Below are 23,506 nucleotides of genomic sequence, written 5' to 3'. Positions count from 1 at the left end.
ACCAAGTTCCTTTCCAAACGGGTATTGTCCTGAGCATATTGTAACATCTTATAAACAAATCCAAACTGAATTCTTGCTCTAAGCTGCTTGTCTTCGCTATCGGGGTAATGAATATGACAATGTTTTTATAACAAAAACGATATATGTTAAAATAAGACTACTCCGATTGGGTTTATTACTTTCATTTAAGGAAAGGGATTACCATCATGGAATTGTTTATTGCGGTACTTGTATTGCTGGTACTCATCGGTTTATCGAACATCCTGAACCGGTTTGTACCTTTCATCCCGGTTCCGCTCATTCAGATTGTCCTCGGCGTAGCCATTGCGCTTCTTCCTGCAGGGGTACATCTGCCATTGAATCCGGAACTGTTTTTTGTGCTCTTTATCGCGCCATTGTTATACAACGATGGCAAACGAACACCAAGGCATGAACTATGGAATTTAAGGGCTCCCATTCTGCTGCTGGCACTCGGTTTGGTCTTTGTTACCGTAGTTGTGGCTGGTTACGCCATTCACTGGCTGATTCCTACTATTCCGCTGCCTGCCGCTTTTGCTCTTGCGGCCATCCTTTCCCCGACCGATGCGGTTGCCGTTGGCGCCATGGCAGGGCGTGTACATCTGCCCAAAAGCATACATAGACTTCTCGAAGGCGAAGCTTTGATGAATGATGCATCCGGCCTGGTTGCATTTAAATTTGCCATAGCAGCAACCGTTACAGGCGTTTTCTCGTTAGCGGAGGCTTCATTCAGCTTTCTCATCATTGCCATTGGTGGTCTGCTGGTAGGTGCGCTATTATCCTTTCTGCTCATTCGGCTCGGTGTATGGATCCGGCGTTTGGGTATGGAGGACGTCACCGTGCATATGCTGCTGCAGATCCTTACGCCATTCGTTATTTATCTGGTGAGTGAAGAAATTGGGGTCTCAGGCATTTTGGCTGTTGTGGCGGGAGGTATTATCCATGCCATTGAACGTGACCGAACTGAATCGGTTCAGTTGAAGATGCAGGTGGTCTCTGCAAGCACATGGTCCGTTATTTTATTTATTTTGAATGGTTTGGTGTTTGTCATTCTGGGTGTCCAGATTCCGGATGTGCTGAATACAATCTTTAAGAATGTAACCTTTAACAATTTTCAAGTTCTGGGGTATGTAGGATTAATATCCCTGTTGTTGTTACTGCTTCGTTTTGTCTGGATCTATCTGTTCTGGCAGGGGAATGAGTGGTTCCGCAAGAAGTCCCCGATTGGAAAACCAAGGTTAAAAGAGATGACCATTATCTCCCTGTCGGGTGTGAGAGGCGCGGTAACCCTTGCGGGTGCATTCTCCATCCCGTATGTGCTTCAGGACGGATCCCCTTTCCCGGAACGGGACTTGATCATATTCCTGGCAGCTGGAGTTATTCTGTTTACGTTAATCGCTGCAAGCGTGTTTCTGCCAGTACTCGCCAAGAATGATGAAAAGGCTGCTGATGGCTCTCAGCAAACGACAGAGCGAAAGGCACAGGACATCATGCTTAATGCGGCCATTCGGGCAGTCAAGTCCGAGATGACCGACGAGAACAAAGCCGCAGCACTTGCTGTAGTCTCTGATTTATCGAAATACATCCGGCAGGCTGCAGGACAGATGACGGTGGGCAAACGCAAGGACATAATGAAGCAGGAAACGGCCATTAACCTGATTGGCACGCGTGCGGAACGCAAGGAAATTGAAAGTATGATGGATGAGAACGTCATTGCATCCGAAGCGGCGTTTAAATGTAACAGCTGGCTGGACCGTAAGGAAATGATGCTGGCTAACCGCACCAATACACAGATGATGTTCTCCATTAGTGAGATCGGACGCGTGCTCGGTCATCTGTTTACGAATCGCTCGGAAAAGCCCGAGCAGCCGTTCATGTTAGAAAATGCAGATCAGTTTCGTCAGGTTAAGCTTCGTACTTCGGAAGCGGCTATCAAAGCCATTCGGGCTCATATGAACGACGGTAATCGGCCTGTGGCTCTGTCCGTGATTGCCAAGTATGAGCGGGTGATCGCCAGACTAAGAAGCTGGAATAAGGGGAAGACCGAAGATCCGTTCAATCAGGAGAAGCTTGAGCTGCAAATGGTAGCCATTCAAGAGCAGCGTAACACGGTACAACAGTTGTATGAGAATGGTGAGATCAATCGAGACGTGGCTGCAAAGCTGCGCCGATTCATCAACGATGTTGAAGCGACCGTACTGAAAAATAGCTAATCCGACAAATCCGATATTTTAAATGGAAATATGACTCTGATATAATGGGTTCATCACAGGAAGAACTACTTATGATAACCGTTTAGCCGACGCTCAGGAAAAGGAGATGGATGAATTATGGTACAGCAACAGACTCGCTTGGGGAAAACCGATTTGCTCGTTAACCCGATAGGATTGGGTGCAAACGCAGTAGGGGGACATAATATCTACCCGGATATGCTGAACGATGAAACAGGCAAGGAAGTGGTTCGTACAGCGCTGAAAAAAGGGATTAACTTTGTGGATACGGCTTTCATCTATGGACCTGAACATTCAGAGCGTTTAATTGGAGAGGTACTGAAGGAAACGGGGCAGCGTCAACAAACCATTATCGCCACAAAGGCAGCCCACAAATTCATAGATGGCAGCGTGGTGATGGATAACTCTCCTGCTTTTCTGAAAGCTTCTGTGGATGAAGCCTTGAAACGTCTTCAGACGGATTACATCGACTTGTTTTACATCCATTTTCCGGACGAGCAGACACCGAAGGATGAAGCAGTAGGCGCTCTAAAACAACTGAAAGACGATGGCAAAATCCGCGCGATCGGTGTATCCAACTTCTCCATTGAACAGCTCCGTGAAGCGAATCGGGATGGTTATGTGGATGTGCTGCAGTCCGAATACAATTTGTTCAAACGAGAGGCTGAAAAAGAACTGCTTCCGTATACGGCAGAGCATGGAATTTCTTTCGTTCCATACTTTCCGCTGGCAGCGGGACTGCTGGGTGGTAGATATAATCGGGATACGACATTCCAGGATGGCCGGGCCAAAAATCCGCTGTTCACTGGTGAAAACTTTATCCGCAATCTGGACAAAGTGGAACAGCTCCGCAGCATTGCCCATTCCAAAAATGCAGAGGTTGCACATCTCGTGCTGGCCTGGTACCTGACTCAGCCTTCGATTGATGCACTCATTCCAGGGGCGAAGAAACCGGAGCAGGTCATCAACAATCTGAAAACCTTGGATGTGAAGTTGTCTGCCGAGGAGATCGCAGTGATTGACCAGATTTTCCGTTAAATAGTTCCGGCATTTCGGGAAATGCTAACAGGGAGTTTACGTTTGACGATAAAGAGAGGACTTAAACATGAACCTGAAGGCAGCCCGAATGATCGGATTGTTCACCCTGATTCTCATGCTAGGCACCAGTTCTGTCTATGCGAAGCCGGTACAGAAGAATCGCCAATATTATGAAGAACGAGGAGAGATTGTTTGGGAAGTCCCTACCCAGGACAAGCTCATAGCGTTGACCTTCGATGATGGTCCCGATCCGGTACAGACCCCGCAGATACTGGCTTTGCTTAAGCAGTACCAAGCTAAAGGCACTTTTTTCGTACTGGGAAAATGGGCGGAAAAGTTTCCTGAACTGGTCATGCAGGAACAGCAGGAAGGGCATGAAGTGGCAAACCATACTTATGCTCATACTTATGCGGTCAAATCCACAGCCAGGGACAAGTTTACGCAGGATATGGCGGCTGCTGAGCAATCCATTACGGATGCGGGGGTACCACGACCGCTGCTGTTCCGGCCGCCCGGAGGATTCTACAATGACATGGTCATTGATGTTGCAAAACAAAAAGGATATACCATTGTATTATGGTCCTGGCATCAGGACACCCGGGACTGGGCTTCTCCTGGGGTAGCAGCCATTACGAACAAGGTGCTGAAAAATGCACGCAATGGAGATATTGTGCTGTTTCATGACAAGGTGGAGGGAAGGGCCCAGACCGTTGCTGCCCTCAAAGTAATCCTTCCCAAGCTTCAGCAAGAGGGATACCGCTTTGTCACCGTATCAGAATTGCTTGCAGTGAAGGCAAAAGAAGCAGCGAAGGATGGCGTTTCTTTAAATAATGCTCGTTAATACAAGATGAAAAAGCCGCCGGTTCTCTTAGGAGAGACCGGCGGCTTCTGTTATGTTCCCGAGAAGGGTTATTGTTCTGTCTTCACCGCACGAGGGCGGGTTCGTGCTCGCCGCAGAAACAGCGACAGGATCAAACCAATAATGGAAATCCAGGTGGCAACAATAAAGGCATCGTTAATGCCTTCAATCGTCGAGGTCTGGACTGCGATACCGTATAGCTGCTGTAACGCCAGTGTAGAACCCTGTTCAGCTGGCACGCCTGCTACGGCAGCCATCTGCGTACCTAGGAGCCCGACTTGTTCAGTCAGGGGCACATTGGTTGTCGTGACCGTATTACTGTAGTCAGCTAAATGAATGCCTGAACGTGTAGCCATAACGGTAATCAGCAGGGCTGTTCCAATCGAACCAGCTACCTGCCTTATCGTGTTGGACATGGCTGTACCGTGACTTGTCAGATGAGGGGGTAACTGGTTTAGGCCTTCGGTCTGTACGGACATCATCAGCATGGACATGCCGAAGCTCCGAAGAGTATACAGCATCATAATGTGACCATAAGGCGTTTCCCCAGTCAATTTGCTGAATTCAAAAGTAGAGAATGCCGTGATCAGCAAGCCTACAATGGCTAGTGGCCGGGAGCCGATCCGGTCGAATAGCGCTCCTGATATGGGTGACATAACCCCCATCAGAAGTGCACCTGGCAGCAGCAAGAGACCCGATTGCAGAGGGGAGAATCCTCTTATATTTTGCAGATAGATGGGTAACAGAAGCATCCCCCCGAAAAGTGCCATGTTGATGGTGGCACTGACCAGTGTGGAGATGGTAAAAATATCGTATTTAAACACACGAAACTCCAGCAGGGGATGTTTCATTGCCGTTTCCCTGAGAACAAAGAACGTAATGAACAGAATACCGATGATCAAGGTCAACAGTACAATTGCACTGCTCCATCCCTTGTCGCCGGCAGAGCTGAATCCATACAGCAGAAATCCGAATCCGATCGTTGAAAAGAGAGCACCATACGCATCGAATTTGGGAGAACTGAGCTTGGACACATTTCGCAGCCAGAGAAAAGCAAACAGGATATCGAGTAAAGCCAGCGGGATAACCATGTAGAACAGAATGCGCCAAGTGTAGTGCTCCACGATCCAGCCTGACAAGGTAGGACCAATAGCTGGAGCAAACATCATGGCGATCCCCATGGTTCCCATCGCAGTTCCCCGTTTTTCGGGAGGAAATACGGTTAAAAATACGTTCATGACCAGAGGCATAATAATGCCGGCACCACTGGCCTGTACAATACGCCCAATCAGCATAACTGTAAACCCCGGACTGATTGCGCAGATGGCAGAGCCAACGGTGAACAGCAGCATCGCTGTGATGAACAGTTTACGGGTCCCGAATGACTCAATCAGATAGGCTGTTATGGGGATGAGGACCCCATTCACGAGCAAATAGGCAGTCGATAGCCATTGCACTGTTGTTGCCGAGACGTTGAAGTCATTCATCAGATGGGGGATCGCCACATTAAGAAGAGTCTGATTCAGAATGGCGATAAAGGCGCCGAGCAGCAGGACGGCAATGGTTCTTCCGAGCGGCAATTGATTATCCATCGGCAGACCTTATATATGAACGCGCACAGTAGCGCTCATGCCTGGGACAACACCCAGACCTTTGTAACCCTCAATCGTGATAGTAATCGGTATAACCTGCGTAACTTTGGTGTAGTTGGCATTGGTATTGGACGATGGCAGTAGGGAAAAAGAAGAAGCCGTAGCAAGCCCAATCTGATCTACTTTGCCTGTTAGTGTGGTATCTGGAAATGCATCGATGTATACGTCAACGATTTGTCCGCTTTTGATTTTGTCGATGACCGTTTCTTCCACATTCGCGGTCACATACAAGTTATTAAAATCATAGGCTCTAGCCAGTGGATTACCGGCAGAAACCAATGAGTTCTCCACAGCGGTGGCCTGGACAACGGTGCCGGCAACAGGCATGGTAATTGGAGTTGATTTACCGCCCGCAGAGACGGTCCCGATCGTATCCCCTTGATTGTACGAGGTACCTACTTTTCCTTTCCACGTTTGGAGTTCACCGCTAACGGTGGAAGCGATGGATATGGGCTGACCCGTGACTAACGCATTGTCCGTTTTTACGTAGCTGGTAGATTGGTTGTAGTAGTATATGCCTGCGGCACCTGCCCCCAAAATCACCAGAATGACAATGATATTGATCAATATGGCACGAGAGTTCATGTGGATTATTCCTCCTAATATATTCTTCTGCTGACAATCCTGTTTGGAGCATTCCCGGTACTCTGCCGCTCTATACGAAACAACATGAAATATAAATCGCAGATTGGGGAACCAATATATTGATAAGTTGCCACAGGCGATGACAAGGAGGATGCTCAGATGTTGATTATATTGGCCGTAATTGTTTTACTAGGGATTATTTTTCTCATGATCTTTAACTCAAGATCGACCCGCAGAGCTGCAGAGGCCAGGGCTGCCCAAACGGCTGAGACAGAACGAGAGCCTGTCCTTCTGCAGGGGGACGAGCAAACAGAGGGACAATTGCTGGATTCTTCAGACCTGGTGGATTATACGGAACCGGATGGATCAACAGAGACGGAAACGGAATTGAGGGGAAACAAGATTGAAGTGAGACACCAAGCCAGGCAGCAGGAAACTCAAACAAAAGGAAATGATAGTGAGTACCGTCAAGCTCTGCTTCATTTTCGCAAACCACCTGAACCTCAAGAGGAACCAGTCGATTCCACCTCTGATGAAGTTGAAAAGAGTGCGGATGAGATCTACCGGTCCGCTCTGCGGGACATGAAGAGCAAATCATCCCCTCCGGATTCAGATCCAAAATAAGGCTGCTGCACGTTTCCATGCAGCGGGCATGGCTTTTGTTTTAAATCCAAAAGATTTACAATAGATGAAGCTTTGCTCTAACATAGCTGAATGGATTGACGTTGCAAGAGGAAGGAGAGGATTGCATGATGAACGGACAACAACGAGTAAACATTAAACCTGGGCTGGAAGTAGATATCGTACTGAAGCAAGATCAGCCTACAGGTAAACTGACAAGGGGAATCGTCAAGGATTTGCTGACCAAATCACCCACGCATCCCCATGGCATCAAGGTTCGTCTGACAAGTGGGCAAGTTGGTCGTGTAAAACAGGTGATTACAGGAGCGGCGGAATGATTCGGCTGCTTCAGAATCCATGAAGACAACTGCTGAGGTTTTGGCACATCTGGCATCCGGGAACGAACGGCAGCGGGATGCTTACCGGGTGCTTCTTCAGGGTGGTTTGTTCTCCATTTTGGAGGCATATACCCCTTATCCGGCAGGAACCGTACCCATTGATATAGACATTCCTGGCAGTGATCTTGATATATTGTGTGAAGTTCCCGATCTCAACGCGTTCGAGATGGTAGTGACTCAGCATTTTAGCGGAATGGAGCATTTTGCGTGTCAACGCGGAACGGGGCTAGGTATGGATATCCCTAGTGCCTACATGACCTGTTCCTTTCAGATTGAGGGTTGGCCATTGGAGATTTACGCCCAATCGTTGCCGGTTAATAAACAAAATGCCTACCTTCATATGTTAGTCGAATGGGAGTTACTGCAGCTCTGGGGTGCCGAAGGTCACGCCGAGATCCGCAGACTGAAATGGGTTGGATTGAAGACAGAGCCAGCCTTTGCCGCAGTGCTGGGGTTACAGGGTGACCCTTATGTGGAATTGCTGCATCTAGCCCATTGGAGCAGGCACGAGCTATGGCTCTGGGCAAGGCAGCGAACTTCTTTTCGAAATACGTAAAAAAATGCACTAATTATAGTAAGAAGATGGCGACGATCGTCGTGACCGTTAAACCAAGCAGTACCGGCTTCAGGTTGCGACGCGCCAGTTCAAATGGACTGACTCCGCAGATGGCAGCAGCTGGAATTAAAGCCCAAGGGATTAAGGTACCACCGCCAACCCAGATGGCAGCAACCTGACCGAGTGCTGTTAATACGGGGGCTGAATCCGCTGTGCCGGCAAACATCGAAGCGATGGACCCCACCAGGGATATCCCTGAAAACCCCGAACCATCCATTCCCGTAACGGCTCCAATCAAGGTCATTGTGATCGCACCTACCGTATCATTCAAGGGAACCAGCCCCGCAAGTGCAACACCAAGATCATTGACTATACCATGTGAGCCATCGGGGAGAGGGTTACTAAACAATTCAGTGATGGCTGCATCCCCCAGATAAAAGAAAGCTGCAATAGGGATAACGGGACCGAATACTTTGAAGCCGAACTGAAAGCCTTCAATTAAATAATTCGTTGTCTCTTCAGGGCCTTCATGCCGATGTGCTGCGAGAGTGACCGCGATGAGGATAAGTACGGCGGTACCTCCGATTAAGGCTGTAGCGTCCCCGCCCTGAAGCTTAAGAACAAACATCAGAATCACATCCGCTGCGAATAACAATGGAATAAGTATGGCGAATGCCCTTTGTAATCGCATCGGTATTGCTTGACGGTGTTGTACAGGTACGACCCCGGCCCCGGGTAAGGTTTCGGAAGGAGAAGAAGCCCCAAATAGAGGTTCACCTGGGATAGGAGAACGCATCTGAGTGCCGACGCCACTTTTCATCTCATTTCGTAACATCCAAAAGGCCGTCAGTGTGGATACTGCGCCCATCACGAGAACCAGCGGTATGCTTGCCGTCATGACGGAAGTAACCGGAAGGCCAGCTGCATCTGCTGTCAGTTTGGGTGCCCCCTGAATGATATAGTCTCCCGAGAGGGCGATACCATGTCCGAACAGATTCATTGCGATGGCGGCACCAATGGGTGGAAGTCCTACACGAACGGCTACGGGAAGCAAAACTGCCCCGACCAGTGCTACCGCCGGTGAAGGCCAAAAAAACAGGGAGACCGTCATCATGATCAGCCCAATTCCCCAATAGGCCACCTGCGGCGAACGGATAAACCGGGTTAGTGGAGCAACCATTACTTCATTAATACCTGTGTGAATCAGTACCCGGCTCATGGCGACAATGATCGAGATGATAAAGATCGTGCTGAGCAGTTCTTTCGCAGCGTATACAAAACTATTGAAGATTCCTGACACCGCACCACTTAACGTCTCTGTTGCCAGTAATCCAATCGTCATAATTCCGGAAACACAGATGATCGTAGTATCCCGGCGCCGTATCATGACGGCTACAATGAGTACGATAAAAGCCAAATATACATAATGCAACGGTACCAATTGAATATTCACACCGCATACCTCCTTCCACCTTAGTCCTAAGGCGTGATATATCGTATGCATGTCAGGACCGGGCGTTCATGGAGAAGAGGAGGGCAGGAAGGCTTTATTTTTCGCGTAGAACGTGCGAGTGTGACAACCAGCAGGAATTTTTCTGCAAATGGAGAATTGGTTAGACGGTACATATCGAATGAACAACGTGATCAGGTCACCAGAGCTGATAGAGAAAGGTCACCTCATCATATATACAGCACGTAATAAGCATGATTACAATGAACATGCCGCCGCTAAGGAAGAAATATGGAAATTTAACGGCTGGTCGGAATAGACACGAGTTAGTAAGTTGTTTATTTTTGATAACGTTTACAGTGTGGATGGTCATATAAAACTTTCAGAAAAAGAGGGCGGGAATCCATGAACTTTATTCGTTCACTGCGCTTCAAATTCATGGTTGGCTTGACGCTGATCATGCTGCCGCTGTTTCTGCTGTTGTATTACAACAATGTCTATGCAATTCGGGTGGTCAGGGACAAGGTATCTCTAACCAACATGAATCATCTGGCGAAGAGTGTTGAGCAGAATGAGCGAGTGCTGCAAGAGACCAATCGGTACTTATATAGCCTGGGCGAGCGGGACCCGGATATCATTTCGCTTTTTTTTCTGAAATACGGCAGTGGGGACTATATCATTGCGAAACAGCGGATCATGAACAAATTTATGACCGATATCGGATTCTACAATCTGATTGATTCTTTCTTTCTATATGATGCGGTAAATGATGATCTGCTGCTGGCGACTTCGGGCAGTTATGACATCAAAATGTCACTAGTTCGGGAGAGCATGCCTGTACAGATGACGCAATTGGATGATGAGACTCAGCGGCCAGAATGGAGCATTGTTCGCGGTGGTGGATGGAATGCACTGGTCAAAACGGTCCGAATTAATCAGCAGTTCTACGCTGGTGCGCTTGTGGATATGAATGCACTGAATCATCCCGAACAATTCACTGAATCCGGTGAACGGGGAGGTGCCGTTATCGTGGATAGCAATGGGGGAGCGCTGTCCGGTTCAGCACTCAGCTCGGCACAAATCAAGCTGGCTGCAGCACATCTCTCCGGTCTGGAGAATCCTTACCAGGTCATATCGGAGGTTACATCCAAGGGGGATGAACGGCAGTACCTGATGCTCGGCTTGCCTTCGGCGATGTCCGACATGAACTATATTGTCCTGTTGCCCGAAGAGGATATGCTGCGCAACTTACCGTTCTTTCAGCAGATTATTCGTCTGCTGCCTATTGGTGCAGCGGTCATTTTGATCACGGCCCTGATTTTCCTGCGTCAATTGCTGTTTCGACCTATGAATACATTAATCAAAGGGATGAGACGGGTCAGTCGTGGAGAACTCGACGTAAGGCTTGACCCGCCGACTTCATCGGAATTAGAGTTCGTCACTCACAGCTTCAATCAGATGACCAGCCAGATTCAGCATCTGAAAATCGATGTCTATGAAGAACAGCTGCGTACCAGGGAGGCCGAATTCAAGCAGCTTCAGATGCAGATCAACCCTCACTTTTACCTGAATTCCCTGAACATTATTCATAGTCTGGCTTCACTGCAAAAACATGAACTGGTCCAGCAGATGGCCGGACATCTGGCCGATTATTTCCGGTTTAGTCTGCGGGCAGGCAAACGCGTGATCCGGCTGGATGAAGAACTCGAGCACATTCGTCACTATCTGGAGATTCAAAAGCTCAGGTTCCCCAGCAAATTGGATTTTTCCCTGGACGTGGATGAAGGTCTTGGTCATTTTGTACTGCCGCCTTTAACCCTCCAGCCTTTTGTGGAAAATGCAATTATTCATGGATTTAGGCGGCGTACGGAACCATTTGTCATACGCATCTCAGCCAACTTAGCGAAAACGTTATCCAGTCCACATTCTGAGGGTGAAGCTATACAGGACAACACTATATTAAGGGTTTCGGTAGAGGATAACGGTGTCGGCTTCGAACAAGACATGCTTGCGCGTCTCCAGCGGGGAAAGTATGCGGAAGACCCAAATGGACAGCACATCGGGATCTGGAACGTTGCTCACCGTTTGCTAGTGAAATACAATGAATCAGCCAAATTGGAGTTCCAAAACCTGAATGCTGGCGGAGCAGCAGTGATCCTGTATCTGCCCGCCCAGACAGAAGAGGAAGAAGGGGGAGCTTGAACTGATGCGAAATCTATTAATCGTGGACGATGAGGTTTATGCTCTTCAGGCCATGGTAGAAGGGATTGATTGGCGTTTGGCCGGTATTGATCGGGTATTTAGTGCGGGTGATGCGGAAGAGGCACGAATGGTGCTTCAGAGCCAGTCCATCTCGATCATGATCTCTGATATTGAAATGCCGGGAGAGACGGGTCTGGATCTGCAGAGCTGGGTATTGAAGCATGCTCCGGGCATCCTGACGATCTTTCTCACAGGTCATGCCCTGTTTGACTACGCCCAGACAGCGCTCAAGTTAAACAGCTTCGATTATGTGTTAAAACCTGCCCAGGCTGATCAACTTCTTAAGGTGGTTACGCAGGCTGTGGATAAACTCAAGGCCGGAGAGCAGCGTTCGCGTACCAATGAAATATATGAGTCGGTATACAAGCGCTGGCAAACCCACAAACCACTGCTGACGGAGCGGTTCTGGAAAGATGCCATTTCCCAGCGCGTCACTCTAACCAAGCCACGACTGAAGGAGCTGGCCGAAGTCTATGGTGCGGAGATCGACCCGCATGCCCGCATTCTGCCGATTGTCATATCGGTAGAGGAGTGGGTAAGGGAATTCGATCTGCGTGATGAGGAGGTACTGGAATATGCTCTTCGGAATGCAGCAAGGGAGATGATCCTTGGGGATCGGCCAGGAGAAGTATTTCAGGACCACAGCGGTCTGAATATCGTACTTGCGTATGAACAGGATGGGTTCGAACCTGTTGCTAGCCAGGTAGCACAGAATTGTCAGCTGTATATTCGGGATTGTGGAACGTATTTCTACTGCCGCTTGTCCTGTTACGTAGGTGCACCCGTGGCCGTAACCGAATTGCAGGGTTTGCTGAATGAACTAATGGATATGGAGCGACGCAATATCAGGGAGCTTGAGGGAGTATTCGTTTATGATGAGCAGGGAAAGAAACCGGAGGACCGATTTCTGCCAATCCCCTGGTTTTCGGAGTTGTCGATTTTGTTTGAAACCGGCAAAGTGGATGATCTTCGGGAACGCGTTGAAGAAATATTTGAGCTGCTGGCTGCCCAGGAACAGTTATCTCCTGAGATTCTGCGCCTGTTCTATCATGCCATGCTGCATGTGGTCTATCCCCTGCTTCATCAGAAAAATGTATCCGTACGCAGTCTTTATCCTGGAGAACGTGAGCCTGAAGAAAGTATGGTTACACGCTCCTTGCCGCAATTAAAACTTTGGTCCCTGGATCTGATTGACCGAGCCATACCGATCCTGTATCCGGATGATCACAGTCCGATGACGATTGTGGACCAACTATGCGTTTATATCGAGAATCATATTGGCGAAGATCTGATGCGTGAGGAACTGGCGTCGTTTGCCGGCTTCAATCCAGCATATCTGTCCCGGCTGTTTCGGAAGGAGAAGGGAATGTCTCTCTCTGAATTCATATTGCAGCGGCGGGTAGACAAAGCCAAAACCCTGTTGTCTGAATCCACCGTAAAGGTCACGGATATTGCCGGCAAGGTGGGCTACTATAACTACTCTCACTTCTCGAAAATGTTCAAAAAGTGCACGGGCATTACGCCGCAGGAGTTCCGTAAACAGTCCAGGACAGTCTAGCGTTGACGCAGCATGCTGCGTCTTTTATTTTGTTTTTATTTTATTTGGTATCATGCCAATGTCATCATTTGATAAATGAAAAGGTCACCACAGCCGATATTGGGCCAGAGCTCCCCGCGGTTATACTTGAACCACAGGATACACAGCGGTGCTTATTCCTGAGGAAGGAAATCAAGAGGAGTGAGGGAGAAGAGGTTATGAAGACACAACCCCAGGCGGGTAAGGGTGTACGGGTAGCGGATATACCGGATAGATCAGTCCGCAAACGAAAGTCTGTTTTGTATAATCTTGGTAAGTTCAAGGTCTTGTATCTCATGTTTTTGCCAGGGGTCCTGTTTCTGCTGGTGAACAACTATATGCCGATGTTTGGCGTCCTGATTGCGTTCAAAAATGTGAATTACGCCGACGGAATTTGGGGCAGTCCCTGGAGCGGTTGGGATAACTTCAAGTACCTGTTCTCCACGAGTGATGCTTGGGAGATCACACGCAACACACTTGCGTATAACACGGTATTTATTGCGCTGAATCTGTTTGTGGGGGTAGGGCTTGCGATCCTGCTGAATGAAGTAAAGAACAAAGCGATGTCCAAACTGTACCAATCCTTGATGCTCCTGCCTTACTTTCTATCTATGATCGTGGTTAGCTATCTGGTTCTGGCGTTTCTCGGCAAGGATTCAGGTTTTATGAACTCGACAATCCTGCAGCTCTTTGGCGGGCAGCCCATTGACTGGTACTCGGAGCCGAAGTATTGGCCGTACATTTTGCCGATTGTGAACACTTGGAAAAACATCGGATACTATGCTGTCATTTATCTCGCAGCCGTCGTAGGCATTGATGAGGAGTACTACGAAGCCGCCGTGCTGGACGGAGCAAGCAAGTGGCATCAGATCCGGTTTATTACGGTCCCGTTTCTCGTTCCGCTCATTGTCATCATGACCTTGCTGCAGATCGGCCGAATCTTCTATGCGGACTTTAGTCTGTTCTATCAGGTTCCATTGGAATCGGGGGCATTGTTCCCTGTAACGAACGTTCTGGATACCTATGTCTATCGCACATTCCTCATTGGCGGCGACATTGGGATGTCCTCTGCGGCTGGACTGTATCAGGCTGTTGTCGGATTTGTACTTGTGCTTGTATCCAATACGATCGTCCGAAGAATGGATAAAGATAATGCATTATTTTGAGAGGAGGCAAGTCTGCTGTGAAATCACGTGACCCACTTGCTGTATCGCGGCGTTCCGCGTCCGTTATACACGCAATGTTCATCTTCTATGCCATAGCCTGCATCGTTCCAATTTTGCTTGTCTTCGCCATCTCCTTCTCGGACGAGACAACCGTCATTGCGAACGGATACAAGCTGATCCCTGAGAAGTTTAGCCTGACCGCTTATGAGTTTCTGTTCAAGGATATGGATCAGATTATCCATTCCTACGGCATTTCCATCATCGTGACTGTGGTAGGTACCATTACCAGCTTGGCGCTGACTGCACTATATGCCTACCCGCTTTCCAGAAGGGATTTGCCCTACCGCGGATGGTTTGCCTTCTTTATTTTCTTCACGATGCTGTTCAACGGGGGGCTCGTTCCCTGGTATCTCGTATACGTCAATGTCCTGGATCTGAAAAATTCCATTCTGGCCTTGATATTGCCGTTATTGTTATCACCGTTCTTCGTTCTGGTGATGCGGACATTCTTCGCCAATTCCATTCCGGTATCCATTCTTGAATCGGCTCGGATTGATGGCGCAGGTGAGCTCCGAACGTTTACACGTATCGTACTGCCGCTCTCCTTACCGGTTATGGCCACCGTGGCATTGTTCAGCACGCTGAACTACTGGAATGACTGGTACCTCAGTATGATTTTTATCTCTGATAACCGGACGATCAGTCTTCAGTACCTCATGTACCGAACACTGCTCGATATTCAATATTTAACATCCAACTCCAATGTTTCTTCACAGATTTCATCCCAGGGCGGATTGTTGAATCTTCCTAACAAGACGCTGCAAATGGCGATGGCTGTCGTGGGCATCGGTCCGATTGTGCTGGCCTATCCGTTCTTCCAAAGGTACTTCATTAAAGGTCTGACGGTGGGTGCTGTGAAGGGATAACTCCGTCCCGGTCAGCGGGGTAGTGGATGATCCCAAGATAGAATGAAAGGGCATATATACAATGCAGTGAAGGATCTGAGTTAAATCCGGGTTACATGCGAATTGGGGAAATCGTGTGCGCAAAAGTCCAACATTAATGGGAGGGGTTCAGTTGATCAAATCAATGAAGGTATGGCCGCGACTTACGGCAGCCGTGATGGCATTCAGCCTGGTGCTTGCCGGATGTTCATCAGACCAAGGCGGAACAACGCAAGGAGCAGAAAACGGAGGTTCAGGGGAAAGTGCAGCCAAACCGTATGAAGTAACGCTGTACTACCCGGGGACACCACAGAAAGATGTGGCACTGGTGGAAGCCGAGATTAACAAAAAAATGGAGCCCAAGATCGGAGCTACGCTCAAGATTAACGCAATCGACTGGGGACAGTGGGATAACAAGCTTAATCTGATGATCTCTTCCGGAGAAAAGTCGGATATTATTTTCACGGCGGCATGGCAGAACTATACCGTCAACGTGGCCAAAGGTGCGTTCCTGCCCCTGAATGACCTGCTTGATCAATATGGGCAGGATATCAAAAAAAATCTGGACCCTGCTTTCCTGGAAGGTTCCCAGGTTGATGGTGTGAACTACGGCGTTCCGACAAACAAGGAATTGGCAGCTACACGTGGTGTTCTGGTGCGCCAGGATCTCGCGGATAAATACAAACTCGACCTGACCACGGTAAAAACATGGACCGATCTGGAGCCTCTGCTGAAAACAATCAAGGAAAACGAACCATCCGTTACTCCATTCTATATGTCGAACACCAATGGTAACGGACTGCTGGAGAATCTGGATTGGGATTATCTCGGTGATGCATCCGTACCTGGAGTCATCTCCAAGACAGCTGGCACAACGACCGTGCTGAACGAAGTGGAGACTCCTGAATTCAAGGAGGCCGCAGCACTGGCACGCAAATGGTATCAAGCGGGATACATCAATAGCGATGCGGCAACTTCCAACGTCTTCCCGAAAGATCAGGCGAAGGCAGGTAAGGCGTTTATGTGGACGGACGGCATGAAACCGGGGAAAGACAAGGAAGAAGAAGGGTACGTCGGATACCCGCTGACTCAGATTGAAATGACAGAGCCGACCATCACAACCGGGGATGCTTCCGGTGCCATGCTGGCCATCTCACGTTCTTCCGAGCAGCCGGAAAAAGCAATGCAGGTCATCAACCTGCTCCACTCGGACAAGGAAATCAATAATCTGTTGAATTTCGGAATCGAAGGCAAGCATTATGTGAAAAAGGACGGTCAGGACAATATTATCACGCTGCCTGAAGGCGTGGATGCAAACAGCCGCACGTATAATCCTGGTGCCCAATGGCAGCTTGGTAACCAGTTCCTGAACTTCCTCTGGGATAATGAAGATCCTCAGAAGTGGGAGAAGTTCAAGGAGTTTAATGCCAAGGGAGTCAAGTCGCCTGCACTTGGTTTTACCTTCAACAGCCAGTCCGTCAAAAACGAAATAGCAGCGGTTAATAACGTAAACAAACAGTTCAAACCAGGCATGACATCCGGAGCAGTGGATCCAAACGAAATGATTCCCAAGTATCTGGAGAAGCTGAAGGCCGCAGGTATCGATAAAATCATTGCAGCCAAACAGGAACAGCTCGACGCATTCCTAGCCAAGTAACGGTATTTCTTCTGATCAAGGTGTTTTCGGCAATAGTCGAAGACGCCTTGATTTATTTTTTTGATATGGATTGTACACCATAATTAGGAAAATTATGATATAATCAGGTGGCTAAATAGGGGGTGTTCCTGTGTCGAGGACGAAATTAGCGTTCTCTGCGATTTTGCTGCTTTTTGCGATCATTTTTACGTTTAATCACCACCTGGGTTACTCGGTAGGAGATCGGATCTTATCCAAAATAGGGTTATCCCCCTATACCACGGCGTACATGAGCGGTGTACATATTACGCTATTTATAGGACTAGGTTTATTAGGATGCAGTTTTTATCTGACCCGCAAAGAAATAAAGTCTTCGTATCCTCGGCTCGCAAGGCAGCTCTGGCTGATCGTCGTGGTCCTTATTTTAAGTTATTCCTACATAACAGATAAGGTGATGTATGTCGCCAAATGGGGTTCCACTGGTATCCATGGTGTATCTTATCTTCAGAATGATAGCTCCTGCATGTACGAAGTGGCTCTGAATGGAAATACAAGAGTAAGCTGTGATCTCACACTTAAAAATTATAGCAGGCAGCCCGTCGCAGCTGTGCTTATGCCCGACTTGGCGAGAAGTTACAGACAGCAGGATGATCCTTTATACGAAGCTCTGAAGTCCGTTGAACTCCAGCCGGCCCATCTCGAGATCATGCCTCATGGCACGTTCACCGGCAAACTTGCATTTTCTGGTTCAGCACAGTCACCGCTTCAAGTAAGGGGAAAGCTTAGGGATATTGTGCTGGATGTAGAGGTAGAAGGTCAGAACATTGTATTCGATTATGCCATACCATAAGTTTCAGCAAGGAATACATACATAATAGAAACAGATTTCAAGAAGCATGCAATAGCGATGTTATCCGCGAAGAGCTGGCCAATAGGCTGGCTTTTTTGTGTTGTGGAAGTTGCATTTAGTGCAGAAATATTGGTTTTGTGACCTTTATCCTCAATATGGTAACGCTTACGCTATAAATGAGCCGGTTTGATGGAGTCTGGTGAATGGGCAAAGGCGGAGAAATGCGTGGATAAAAAAATTGATTGTTTTTACGGCTTACATCATTACAATTAATGTCACGACAATTTTAGACAAGGTGAGATGAATAATGTCATACCGGACCAATCTATTTTCCAAAATGGTGATCTTGATTCTGATTATGCTGATCCCCGTTGTATTGCTCTACTGGTACTCGAATCACAAAACGACGGCCGTACTCAGGGATGAATTGAATCGTTCCAACAGCAACCAGCTTGAATTTTTCCAAAATCAGGTGAATACGCACATTGAGCTGTTATCATCCTGGCCTAATCTTCTCATCCATGATCCAGACATTGCGAGCTTTCGCCGGATTTATACCGATAGCCGGTATTTTGACCTCGATGCAATCAATCTGGTCAAGCGGATCCAGAACAAGCTGAGTATTCAGGAAAGTTCGTCGAACTGGACAACGAAATTATATTTATATTCCCCTTCCATGGGCAGGGTTGTCTCTGAACGGGATGCCCGTTTTTATGACAAGCAGGCACTCAGGGAAAGTATGGTTCCGGGTTGGGATGTCCGCAAGATTGTGGACGGGAAAGATGAGAAATTCATGTTCAGCTGGATTACCGCTTCTCCTTATGGAATTAAGGACCCCGCGGTGAATGCAGAGACCATTATCAAGCTGGAATTTGACAGCGATAACATACGGGATATGCTGGATAAGTTCAAGGACGATGGAAGACATGATCCCTTCTATTATCGAGAGGAATCCGGTGTCATCTATAACCGAACCTCGGATCGTGAGCTGACCAATCGGCTGATGGACCAGCTGGCGATTCATACACTTCAGGATGTGGACAATCGCACGGTGGTCATCGACAACGAACCTTACATGGTAAATACGGTCAAATCCAGCACGACAGGCTGGTATCTGGTGGATTATATGCCGTTATCCGATATATTGAAACCCATTCATCAATCGAATGTGCTTTTTTATTCTTCAATGATATGTTTGCTCGGCATGAGTTTCCTGGCCGCCTATCTGTTGTACGTTCAGGTACAGGTACCTGTGAAGCAGCTTATTCGCGGGTTCCAGCGATTGAAGCAGGAAGATTATTCGGTACGAATTAAGCCCAAGGGCCGGAATGAATTCAGCTTTTTGTCCGAGCGATTCAACTCCATGGTGGAACAGATTCAGCAGCTGTTTGAGCATGTGTACTTGGAACAGATTCACGTACGTGAAGCCCGATTAAAGCAATTGCAATCCCAGATTAACCCGCACTTCTTCTACAACTGTTTCTCATTTATCACAAGTATGGCGAAATTGAAACGTGTGGATGCCGTGGTAGCCATGTCACACAATTTATCCAGATACTATCGCTATACAACCAGACAGGAACGTGACGTTGTGCCGCTGAACGAAGAAATCGAATTTGTGAATTGTTATCTCGAAATCCAACAGATGCGCATGGATCGGATTCGTTACCGCATTGATCTGCCAGACAGCATGATGAGACAGGAGGTTCCACCCCTTATCGTGCAGCCTTTGGTTGAAAATGCGGTCATTCACGGCATTGAAGCCGATGCAGATGCTGGAGAGATCAGGGTATCCGGAGAAAAACAGAATGGTGTCATGATTCTAAAGGTCGAAGATGACGGCCAGGGCATGACCAGTGAGGAGCGGGATAAGCTGCTGGACAAGCTCACGGGCACGATGGATCAGGATATGGGTTGTGGTCTGTGGAATGTGAATCAACGATTGCAGCTGCGGTACGGTGAACAGGCAGGCATTAACATAACCGAATCCCCACTGGGGGGACTATGTGTCGCCTTGTCATGGCCAGCAGAAGATGAAATAGAAGAGGAAGACGTGTCGATTCAGAGTGATTGACGACCATTGATTGCTTTTTGAGAGTAAAAAATATATTGCAAATGTAGCAGACAGGGAGTGACGAACGTTGATTGATATACTGCTGGTGGATGATGAAACGTATGTAACGGAGAGTCTGGAAATGACCATCCCGTGGGGAGAGCTCGGAGTAACGACGGTGCTTCGTGCAGCGTCCGGCAAGGAAGCGCTGGAGATTATGGAGGAAAATGCGGTAGATATCGTCGTTACCGATATTCGTATGCCCGGTATGAGCGGATTGGACCTGATTGAAGAGGTGAGCAGCAGATGGTCTCATATCCGCTGTATTCTGCTGACTGGGCATAGTGATTTTGATTATGCCAAAAAGGCAATTCAGCTGCAGGCATCTGATTATATTCTGAAACCCGTAAATGATGAGGAATTTATGGCTTCGGTCTCTGCTGCGATTACGTCTCTCCGCGGGGAGTGGGATGAGTTTGATAAATATCATAGGCTCCTGTACAGCCGGAAATCGGATTATAAAATTTTGCGTGAAAATCTGATGCATGATCTGCTGCTTGGCCGTGAAATTACAACGCGTGCCCTTCGCGAACAGCTGCAGCAATATGAGATTGGACTTGAACCCGAAGAACCGGTGGTTATGCTCCTTATTCGTCTTACAGGTCGATTCTCTTCCATGGATCAGCAATCACTCGACCTGATGGACTTTGCGGTAGGCAACATAGCAGAGGAAGTTCTCGGAGACCAATTCAGAGTCTGGTTTGGACGAGGGCCACATGAATGTCTGGTCATGTTTCTACAGCATCAGGGACGGGTGGAGGAAGCATCCATGAGCCAGGAGACATTGACCGGACCAGTGGATACTTTCCGGGAGCATGTCATTCGTTACCTGCAGGGCGATATGTCCATGGTGGTTACACCGCCGTTTCCTTTTAAAGAAATGACCGCGGCCTACCGCCGAAGTCTGGGATCACTTGTCCTTTCTGGACCGGAAGAGAACACGATCATTTTCATAGATAAGGATAAGTCCCAGCGGATGGAAAACGATGCAGCGCAAGCGCTGGAAGAGCTCTATAAACCTCCGGTTTTGCCCCAGCTACTCGAAACGAAGCAGTGGGAAGCTGCAGCGAGCAAGCTTAATGCTGTATTTGACGCGGCAGATCGGGTGTGTTTGTCGAGAGAGCACGTGTATGAAATGTATCTGTCTGTGACCAATGCGTTCATGTATATCGCTCACAAGCAGGGTCATCTGGTGCACGAGATCGACCATGCAGGCTTTGACCTGCTGCTGGCACATCAGTTGATCCAATCTCCCGAACGGTTGCGACGCTGGGCTACGGAAATGCTTGCGAAGCTGCAGGAAGAGCTATCCGATCAGGCGGGAACCCAGAGCCGCAGGCATGTCATCAAGCAGGTTCAGGAGATGGTTACCCGAGATACGGGTCAGGATCTGTCCGTGAAGATGATTGCCGACAAGGTATACCTGCATCCCGTGTATCTATCGAAGATTTACAAAGCCGAAACGGGCGAAGGACTTGGGGACTACATGATTCGCATGCGCATGGAACGCGCGCTGTATCTGCTGAAGAACAGCAACAAGAAGATTTACGAAATTACGAGTGAACTTGGATATCAAAATCCCCAATACTTCAGCAAAATGTTCAAAAAGCATTATGGCATGACGCCGAATGAATTCCGTGACCAGGCATAAATTCATCCTCCATTCCAATATATAGGTTGTCAAAGGTGCAGAAATCTTGTTTTCGTGACATAGGCTGAAAGGCCTGGCAGGCCTATAATGAAAGGGTAACCAAAACGATTGATTGAAGGGGGAACAACAATGAGAGCGAAATCTACAAAAAAGAGATGGCTGCCGCTCCTGGCTACGACAACGTGTTTGGCTGTCATTCTTGCTGCATGCGGTGGAGGCAGTGGCGGTGAGAGTGCAGGTTCCAGCTCGTCTGCCATTGAAAACGAATACAAAGAAAAATATGATCCGGAAGTTACCATTACGACAGCATGGGGAATTGACCCGGAGCTGAAGTTCAAAAATGGGGAATCGATGGAAAACAACGTGGCAACCAAGTGGGCCAAAGAGAAGTTTGGTATCAATATCAAATCCCTGTGGTCCGTTACGGACACCAATGGTGCGTTTGCAACGAAGCTTCGCCTGGCGATGTCTTCCGGTCAGGAGATGCCTGACGTGGTAACGGTGGGAGATAACCTGCTCGCTCAGGATTTGATCGATTCCGGCATGTATCAGGAAGTCGGTCCACTTTTCGATAAATACGCATCCGATACTTGGAAGAAAGCTATGGAGCAGGACCCGAACGTATGGAACCAGTACAGCCGTGATGGCAAAAGAATGGGTATACCGGTACTCGACTATGCCTACAACAATGACTACCTGCTCTGGATCCGTCAGGACTGGCTGGACAAGCTGAACATGAAAGCGCCAAAAACGATTGACGAACTGGAAGCCGTAATGGAAGCGTTCAAAAATAATAACCCGGATGGATTGGCTCCAGACAAGGTCACTCCACTGAGCATCGGTTTCAAAACGTCCATGAACACCTGGATGGGTGATCCGTCCTGGATCTTCGGTGCATACGGAACGCTGCCGTTCCAATGGAATCTGGGTGCAGATGGCAAGCTGGAGTATGGCTCCATTAATCCTGGCATGAAACAAGGTTTGGCCAAATTGAGTGAGTGGCTCAAAAAGGGATATATTCCACAGGAAGCAGCTTTGTGGGATGAGAACAAAACGGCAGAGCCTGCTGTGGCGGGAACGGCCGGTATTATTCCAGGCCCTTACTGGATGAGCGGATGGCCGCTGTCGGATACGGTGAAAAATGTACCAAGTGCCGTTTGGAAACCGATTGAAATTCCTGTGGGACCTGAAGGTAAAGCGATGCGTCACGGTACACAGTTTGTTAACGGTGTCGTTCTGATCAAGAAAGACATGGAGCATCCTGAAGCCTTCTTTACTTATGAGAACTACCTGTTCGACAACTATGCAGATCCTGCACCAGGAAGCCCGTATGATAATGGTCTGTTTGAAAAGTATGACTATCAGTTGGATGCTGACGGCAAACAAATGCCGATTGATCAAATCGAGGGCGGATATGTGAACGTTGTCCGTTATCTGCTTGTGCGTGATGGTGCCCGTATTCCGGATGCACAGATGAAAGCGCTGTTGAACCTAGCAGACGGCAAAGAACCCGAAACGAAGCTGGAGAAGGATGTTGCCGTCAACTATGGTAAGGAAACGCCAGCTGCAGCGAAAGTACTGCTTGGTCAGGAAGAGATCTCGTTCAAGAACATGTTCACAGGTCCGACGACGACAACGATGAAGTCCAAGCTCGACTATCTGAACAAAATCGAGAATCAGGCATTTAATGAAATTATTTATGGCAAAAGTCCTGTAGATGCGTTTGATACCTTCGTTCAAACGTGGAAATCAGGCGGTGGCGATCAGATCACACAAGAGGTCAACGAGTGGTATGAGAGCGTAAAAAAATAATGATTTTTGGCGCACAGACAGTATAAGTCTGTGCGCTTTTTTGTCGTTGTGACTATCGATTTTGCTTGATAGGGGTGCTAGTCCAAGA

General features: G+C 48.2%; 19 protein-coding genes. 16 read left to right on the top strand and 3 right to left on the bottom strand.

What is annotated here, in order from left to right:
- Nucleotides 1-206: 206 nt before the first annotated feature.
- From CHI14_RS08205 to CHI14_RS08195, 3 genes are all read left to right on the top strand, one after another.
- Nucleotides 207-2,231, top strand: a complete 2,025-nt coding sequence (locus tag CHI14_RS08205; RefSeq protein ID WP_095287935.1) for a Na+/H+ antiporter — start codon at nt 207-209, stop codon at nt 2,229-2,231.
- Between the two features lie 117 nt (nt 2,232-2,348).
- Entirely contained in the window at nt 2,349-3,287 is a 939-nt protein-coding gene (locus CHI14_RS08200) for an aldo/keto reductase (protein ID WP_095287934.1), read from the top strand.
- Between the two features lie 67 nt (nt 3,288-3,354).
- Nucleotides 3,355-4,128, top strand: coding sequence for a polysaccharide deacetylase family protein (locus CHI14_RS08195; protein WP_095287933.1), 774 nt, complete (start codon nt 3,355-3,357; stop codon nt 4,126-4,128).
- Between the two features lie 68 nt (nt 4,129-4,196).
- On the opposite strand, the gene CHI14_RS08190 is transcribed toward CHI14_RS08195, so the two are convergent.
- Entirely contained in the window at nt 4,197-5,738 is a 1,542-nt protein-coding gene (locus CHI14_RS08190; RefSeq protein ID WP_095287932.1) for a DHA2 family efflux MFS transporter permease subunit, read from the bottom strand.
- Nucleotides 5,739-5,747: 9 nt separating this feature from the next.
- A complete protein-coding gene (locus CHI14_RS08185) occupies nt 5,748-6,383 on the bottom strand; it encodes an efflux RND transporter periplasmic adaptor subunit (RefSeq protein ID WP_095287931.1) in 636 nt (211 codons plus the stop codon).
- A gap of 159 nt (nt 6,384-6,542) precedes the next feature.
- Between CHI14_RS08185 and CHI14_RS08180 the strand changes: the two genes are divergently transcribed.
- The 3 genes from CHI14_RS08180 (at nt 6,543) to CHI14_RS08170 (ending at nt 7,958) form a co-directional block, all read left to right on the top strand.
- On the top strand, nt 6,543-7,007 hold the full coding sequence (locus CHI14_RS08180; RefSeq protein ID WP_095287930.1) for a hypothetical protein: 465 nt from the start codon (nt 6,543-6,545) through the stop codon (nt 7,005-7,007).
- A gap of 128 nt (nt 7,008-7,135) precedes the next feature.
- On the top strand, nt 7,136-7,342 hold the full coding sequence (locus CHI14_RS08175) for a YwbE family protein (protein ID WP_095287993.1): 207 nt from the start codon (nt 7,136-7,138) through the stop codon (nt 7,340-7,342).
- 19 nt (nt 7,343-7,361) lie between these two features.
- Complete coding sequence (locus tag CHI14_RS08170) at nt 7,362-7,958, top strand: DUF4269 domain-containing protein (protein WP_095287929.1); 597 nt, start codon at nt 7,362-7,364, stop codon at nt 7,956-7,958.
- 13 nt (nt 7,959-7,971) lie between these two features.
- Here the strand turns inward: CHI14_RS08170 and CHI14_RS08165 are convergent, their stop codons facing one another.
- Nucleotides 7,972-9,411, bottom strand: coding sequence for a hypothetical protein (locus tag CHI14_RS08165; protein ID WP_095287928.1), 1,440 nt, complete (start codon nt 9,409-9,411; stop codon nt 7,972-7,974).
- A gap of 148 nt (nt 9,412-9,559) precedes the next feature.
- On the opposite strand from CHI14_RS08165, the gene CHI14_RS29910 reads away from it, so the two are divergent.
- The 10 genes from CHI14_RS29910 to CHI14_RS08120 all read left to right on the top strand — a co-directional run bounded on the left by CHI14_RS29910 (nt 9,560) and on the right by CHI14_RS08120 (nt 23,418).
- Nucleotides 9,560-9,727, top strand: a complete 168-nt coding sequence (locus CHI14_RS29910; protein ID WP_170948053.1) for a hypothetical protein — start codon at nt 9,560-9,562, stop codon at nt 9,725-9,727.
- A gap of 86 nt (nt 9,728-9,813) precedes the next feature.
- A complete protein-coding gene (locus CHI14_RS08160; protein ID WP_095287927.1) occupies nt 9,814-11,610 on the top strand; it encodes a sensor histidine kinase in 1,797 nt (598 codons plus the stop codon).
- 4 nt (nt 11,611-11,614) lie between these two features.
- Nucleotides 11,615-13,228, top strand: coding sequence for a response regulator transcription factor (locus CHI14_RS08155; protein WP_095287926.1), 1,614 nt, complete (start codon nt 11,615-11,617; stop codon nt 13,226-13,228).
- 197 nt (nt 13,229-13,425) lie between these two features.
- Nucleotides 13,426-14,412, top strand: a complete 987-nt coding sequence (locus CHI14_RS08150; protein ID WP_170948052.1) for an ABC transporter permease — start codon at nt 13,426-13,428, stop codon at nt 14,410-14,412.
- Nucleotides 14,413-14,429: 17 nt separating this feature from the next.
- Nucleotides 14,430-15,338 (top strand): carbohydrate ABC transporter permease, encoded by a 909-nt coding sequence (locus tag CHI14_RS08145; protein ID WP_095287925.1) that lies wholly within the window; start codon nt 14,430-14,432, stop codon nt 15,336-15,338.
- Between the two features lie 151 nt (nt 15,339-15,489).
- Complete coding sequence (locus CHI14_RS08140) at nt 15,490-17,013, top strand: ABC transporter substrate-binding protein (protein ID WP_095287924.1); 1,524 nt, start codon at nt 15,490-15,492, stop codon at nt 17,011-17,013.
- A gap of 130 nt (nt 17,014-17,143) precedes the next feature.
- Nucleotides 17,144-17,842: a hypothetical protein gene (locus tag CHI14_RS08135; RefSeq protein WP_095287923.1), complete on the top strand. Its 699-nt coding sequence runs from the start codon at nt 17,144-17,146 to the stop codon at nt 17,840-17,842.
- A gap of 307 nt (nt 17,843-18,149) precedes the next feature.
- A complete protein-coding gene (locus CHI14_RS08130) occupies nt 18,150-19,916 on the top strand; it encodes a sensor histidine kinase (RefSeq protein ID WP_095287922.1) in 1,767 nt (588 codons plus the stop codon).
- Nucleotides 19,917-19,983: 67 nt separating this feature from the next.
- The gene (locus CHI14_RS08125; protein ID WP_095287921.1) at nt 19,984-21,606 is read left to right on the top strand and encodes a response regulator; all 1,623 of its coding nucleotides are present in this window, start codon (nt 19,984-19,986) and stop codon (nt 21,604-21,606) included.
- A 129-nt stretch (nt 21,607-21,735) separates the two neighbouring features.
- The gene (locus CHI14_RS08120; protein WP_095287920.1) at nt 21,736-23,418 is read left to right on the top strand and encodes an extracellular solute-binding protein; all 1,683 of its coding nucleotides are present in this window, start codon (nt 21,736-21,738) and stop codon (nt 23,416-23,418) included.
- Nucleotides 23,419-23,506: the final 88 nt, after the last annotated feature.

Origin of the sequence: Paenibacillus sp. 7516, from assembly GCF_002272715.1 — a bacterium.
GTDB lineage: Bacteria > Bacillota > Bacilli > Paenibacillales > Paenibacillaceae > Paenibacillus > Paenibacillus illinoisensis_A.
Note: the sequence above shows the minus strand (reverse complement) of the source record. Positions and strands in the feature narration are given on the sequence as shown.

Bases quoted from the DNA above. Each gene is read 5' to 3' on its own strand.
- CHI14_RS08205 (WP_095287935.1), top strand. From the start codon at position 207: ATGGAATTGTTTATTGCGGTACTTGTATTGCTGGTACTCATCGGTTTA.
- CHI14_RS08200 (WP_095287934.1), top strand. From the start codon at position 2,349: ATGGTACAGCAACAGACTCGCTTGGGGAAAACCGATTTGCTCGTTAAC.
- CHI14_RS08195 (WP_095287933.1), top strand. From the start codon at position 3,355: ATGAACCTGAAGGCAGCCCGAATGATCGGATTGTTCACCCTGATTCTC.
- CHI14_RS08190 (WP_095287932.1), bottom strand. From the start codon at position 5,738: ATGGATAATCAATTGCCGCTCGGAAGAACCATTGCCGTCCTGCTGCTC.
- CHI14_RS08185 (WP_095287931.1), bottom strand. From the start codon at position 6,383: ATGAACTCTCGTGCCATATTGATCAATATCATTGTCATTCTGGTGATT.
- CHI14_RS08180 (WP_095287930.1), top strand. From the start codon at position 6,543: ATGTTGATTATATTGGCCGTAATTGTTTTACTAGGGATTATTTTTCTC.
- CHI14_RS08175 (WP_095287993.1), top strand. From the start codon at position 7,136: ATGAACGGACAACAACGAGTAAACATTAAACCTGGGCTGGAAGTAGAT.
- CHI14_RS08170 (WP_095287929.1), top strand. From the start codon at position 7,362: ATGAAGACAACTGCTGAGGTTTTGGCACATCTGGCATCCGGGAACGAA.
- CHI14_RS29910 (WP_170948053.1), top strand. From the start codon at position 9,560: ATGGAGAATTGGTTAGACGGTACATATCGAATGAACAACGTGATCAGG.
- CHI14_RS08160 (WP_095287927.1), top strand. From the start codon at position 9,814: ATGAACTTTATTCGTTCACTGCGCTTCAAATTCATGGTTGGCTTGACG.
- CHI14_RS08155 (WP_095287926.1), top strand. From the start codon at position 11,615: ATGCGAAATCTATTAATCGTGGACGATGAGGTTTATGCTCTTCAGGCC.
- CHI14_RS08150 (WP_170948052.1), top strand. From the start codon at position 13,426: ATGAAGACACAACCCCAGGCGGGTAAGGGTGTACGGGTAGCGGATATA.
- CHI14_RS08130 (WP_095287922.1), top strand. From the start codon at position 18,150: ATGTCATACCGGACCAATCTATTTTCCAAAATGGTGATCTTGATTCTG.
- CHI14_RS08120 (WP_095287920.1), top strand. From the start codon at position 21,736: ATGAGAGCGAAATCTACAAAAAAGAGATGGCTGCCGCTCCTGGCTACG.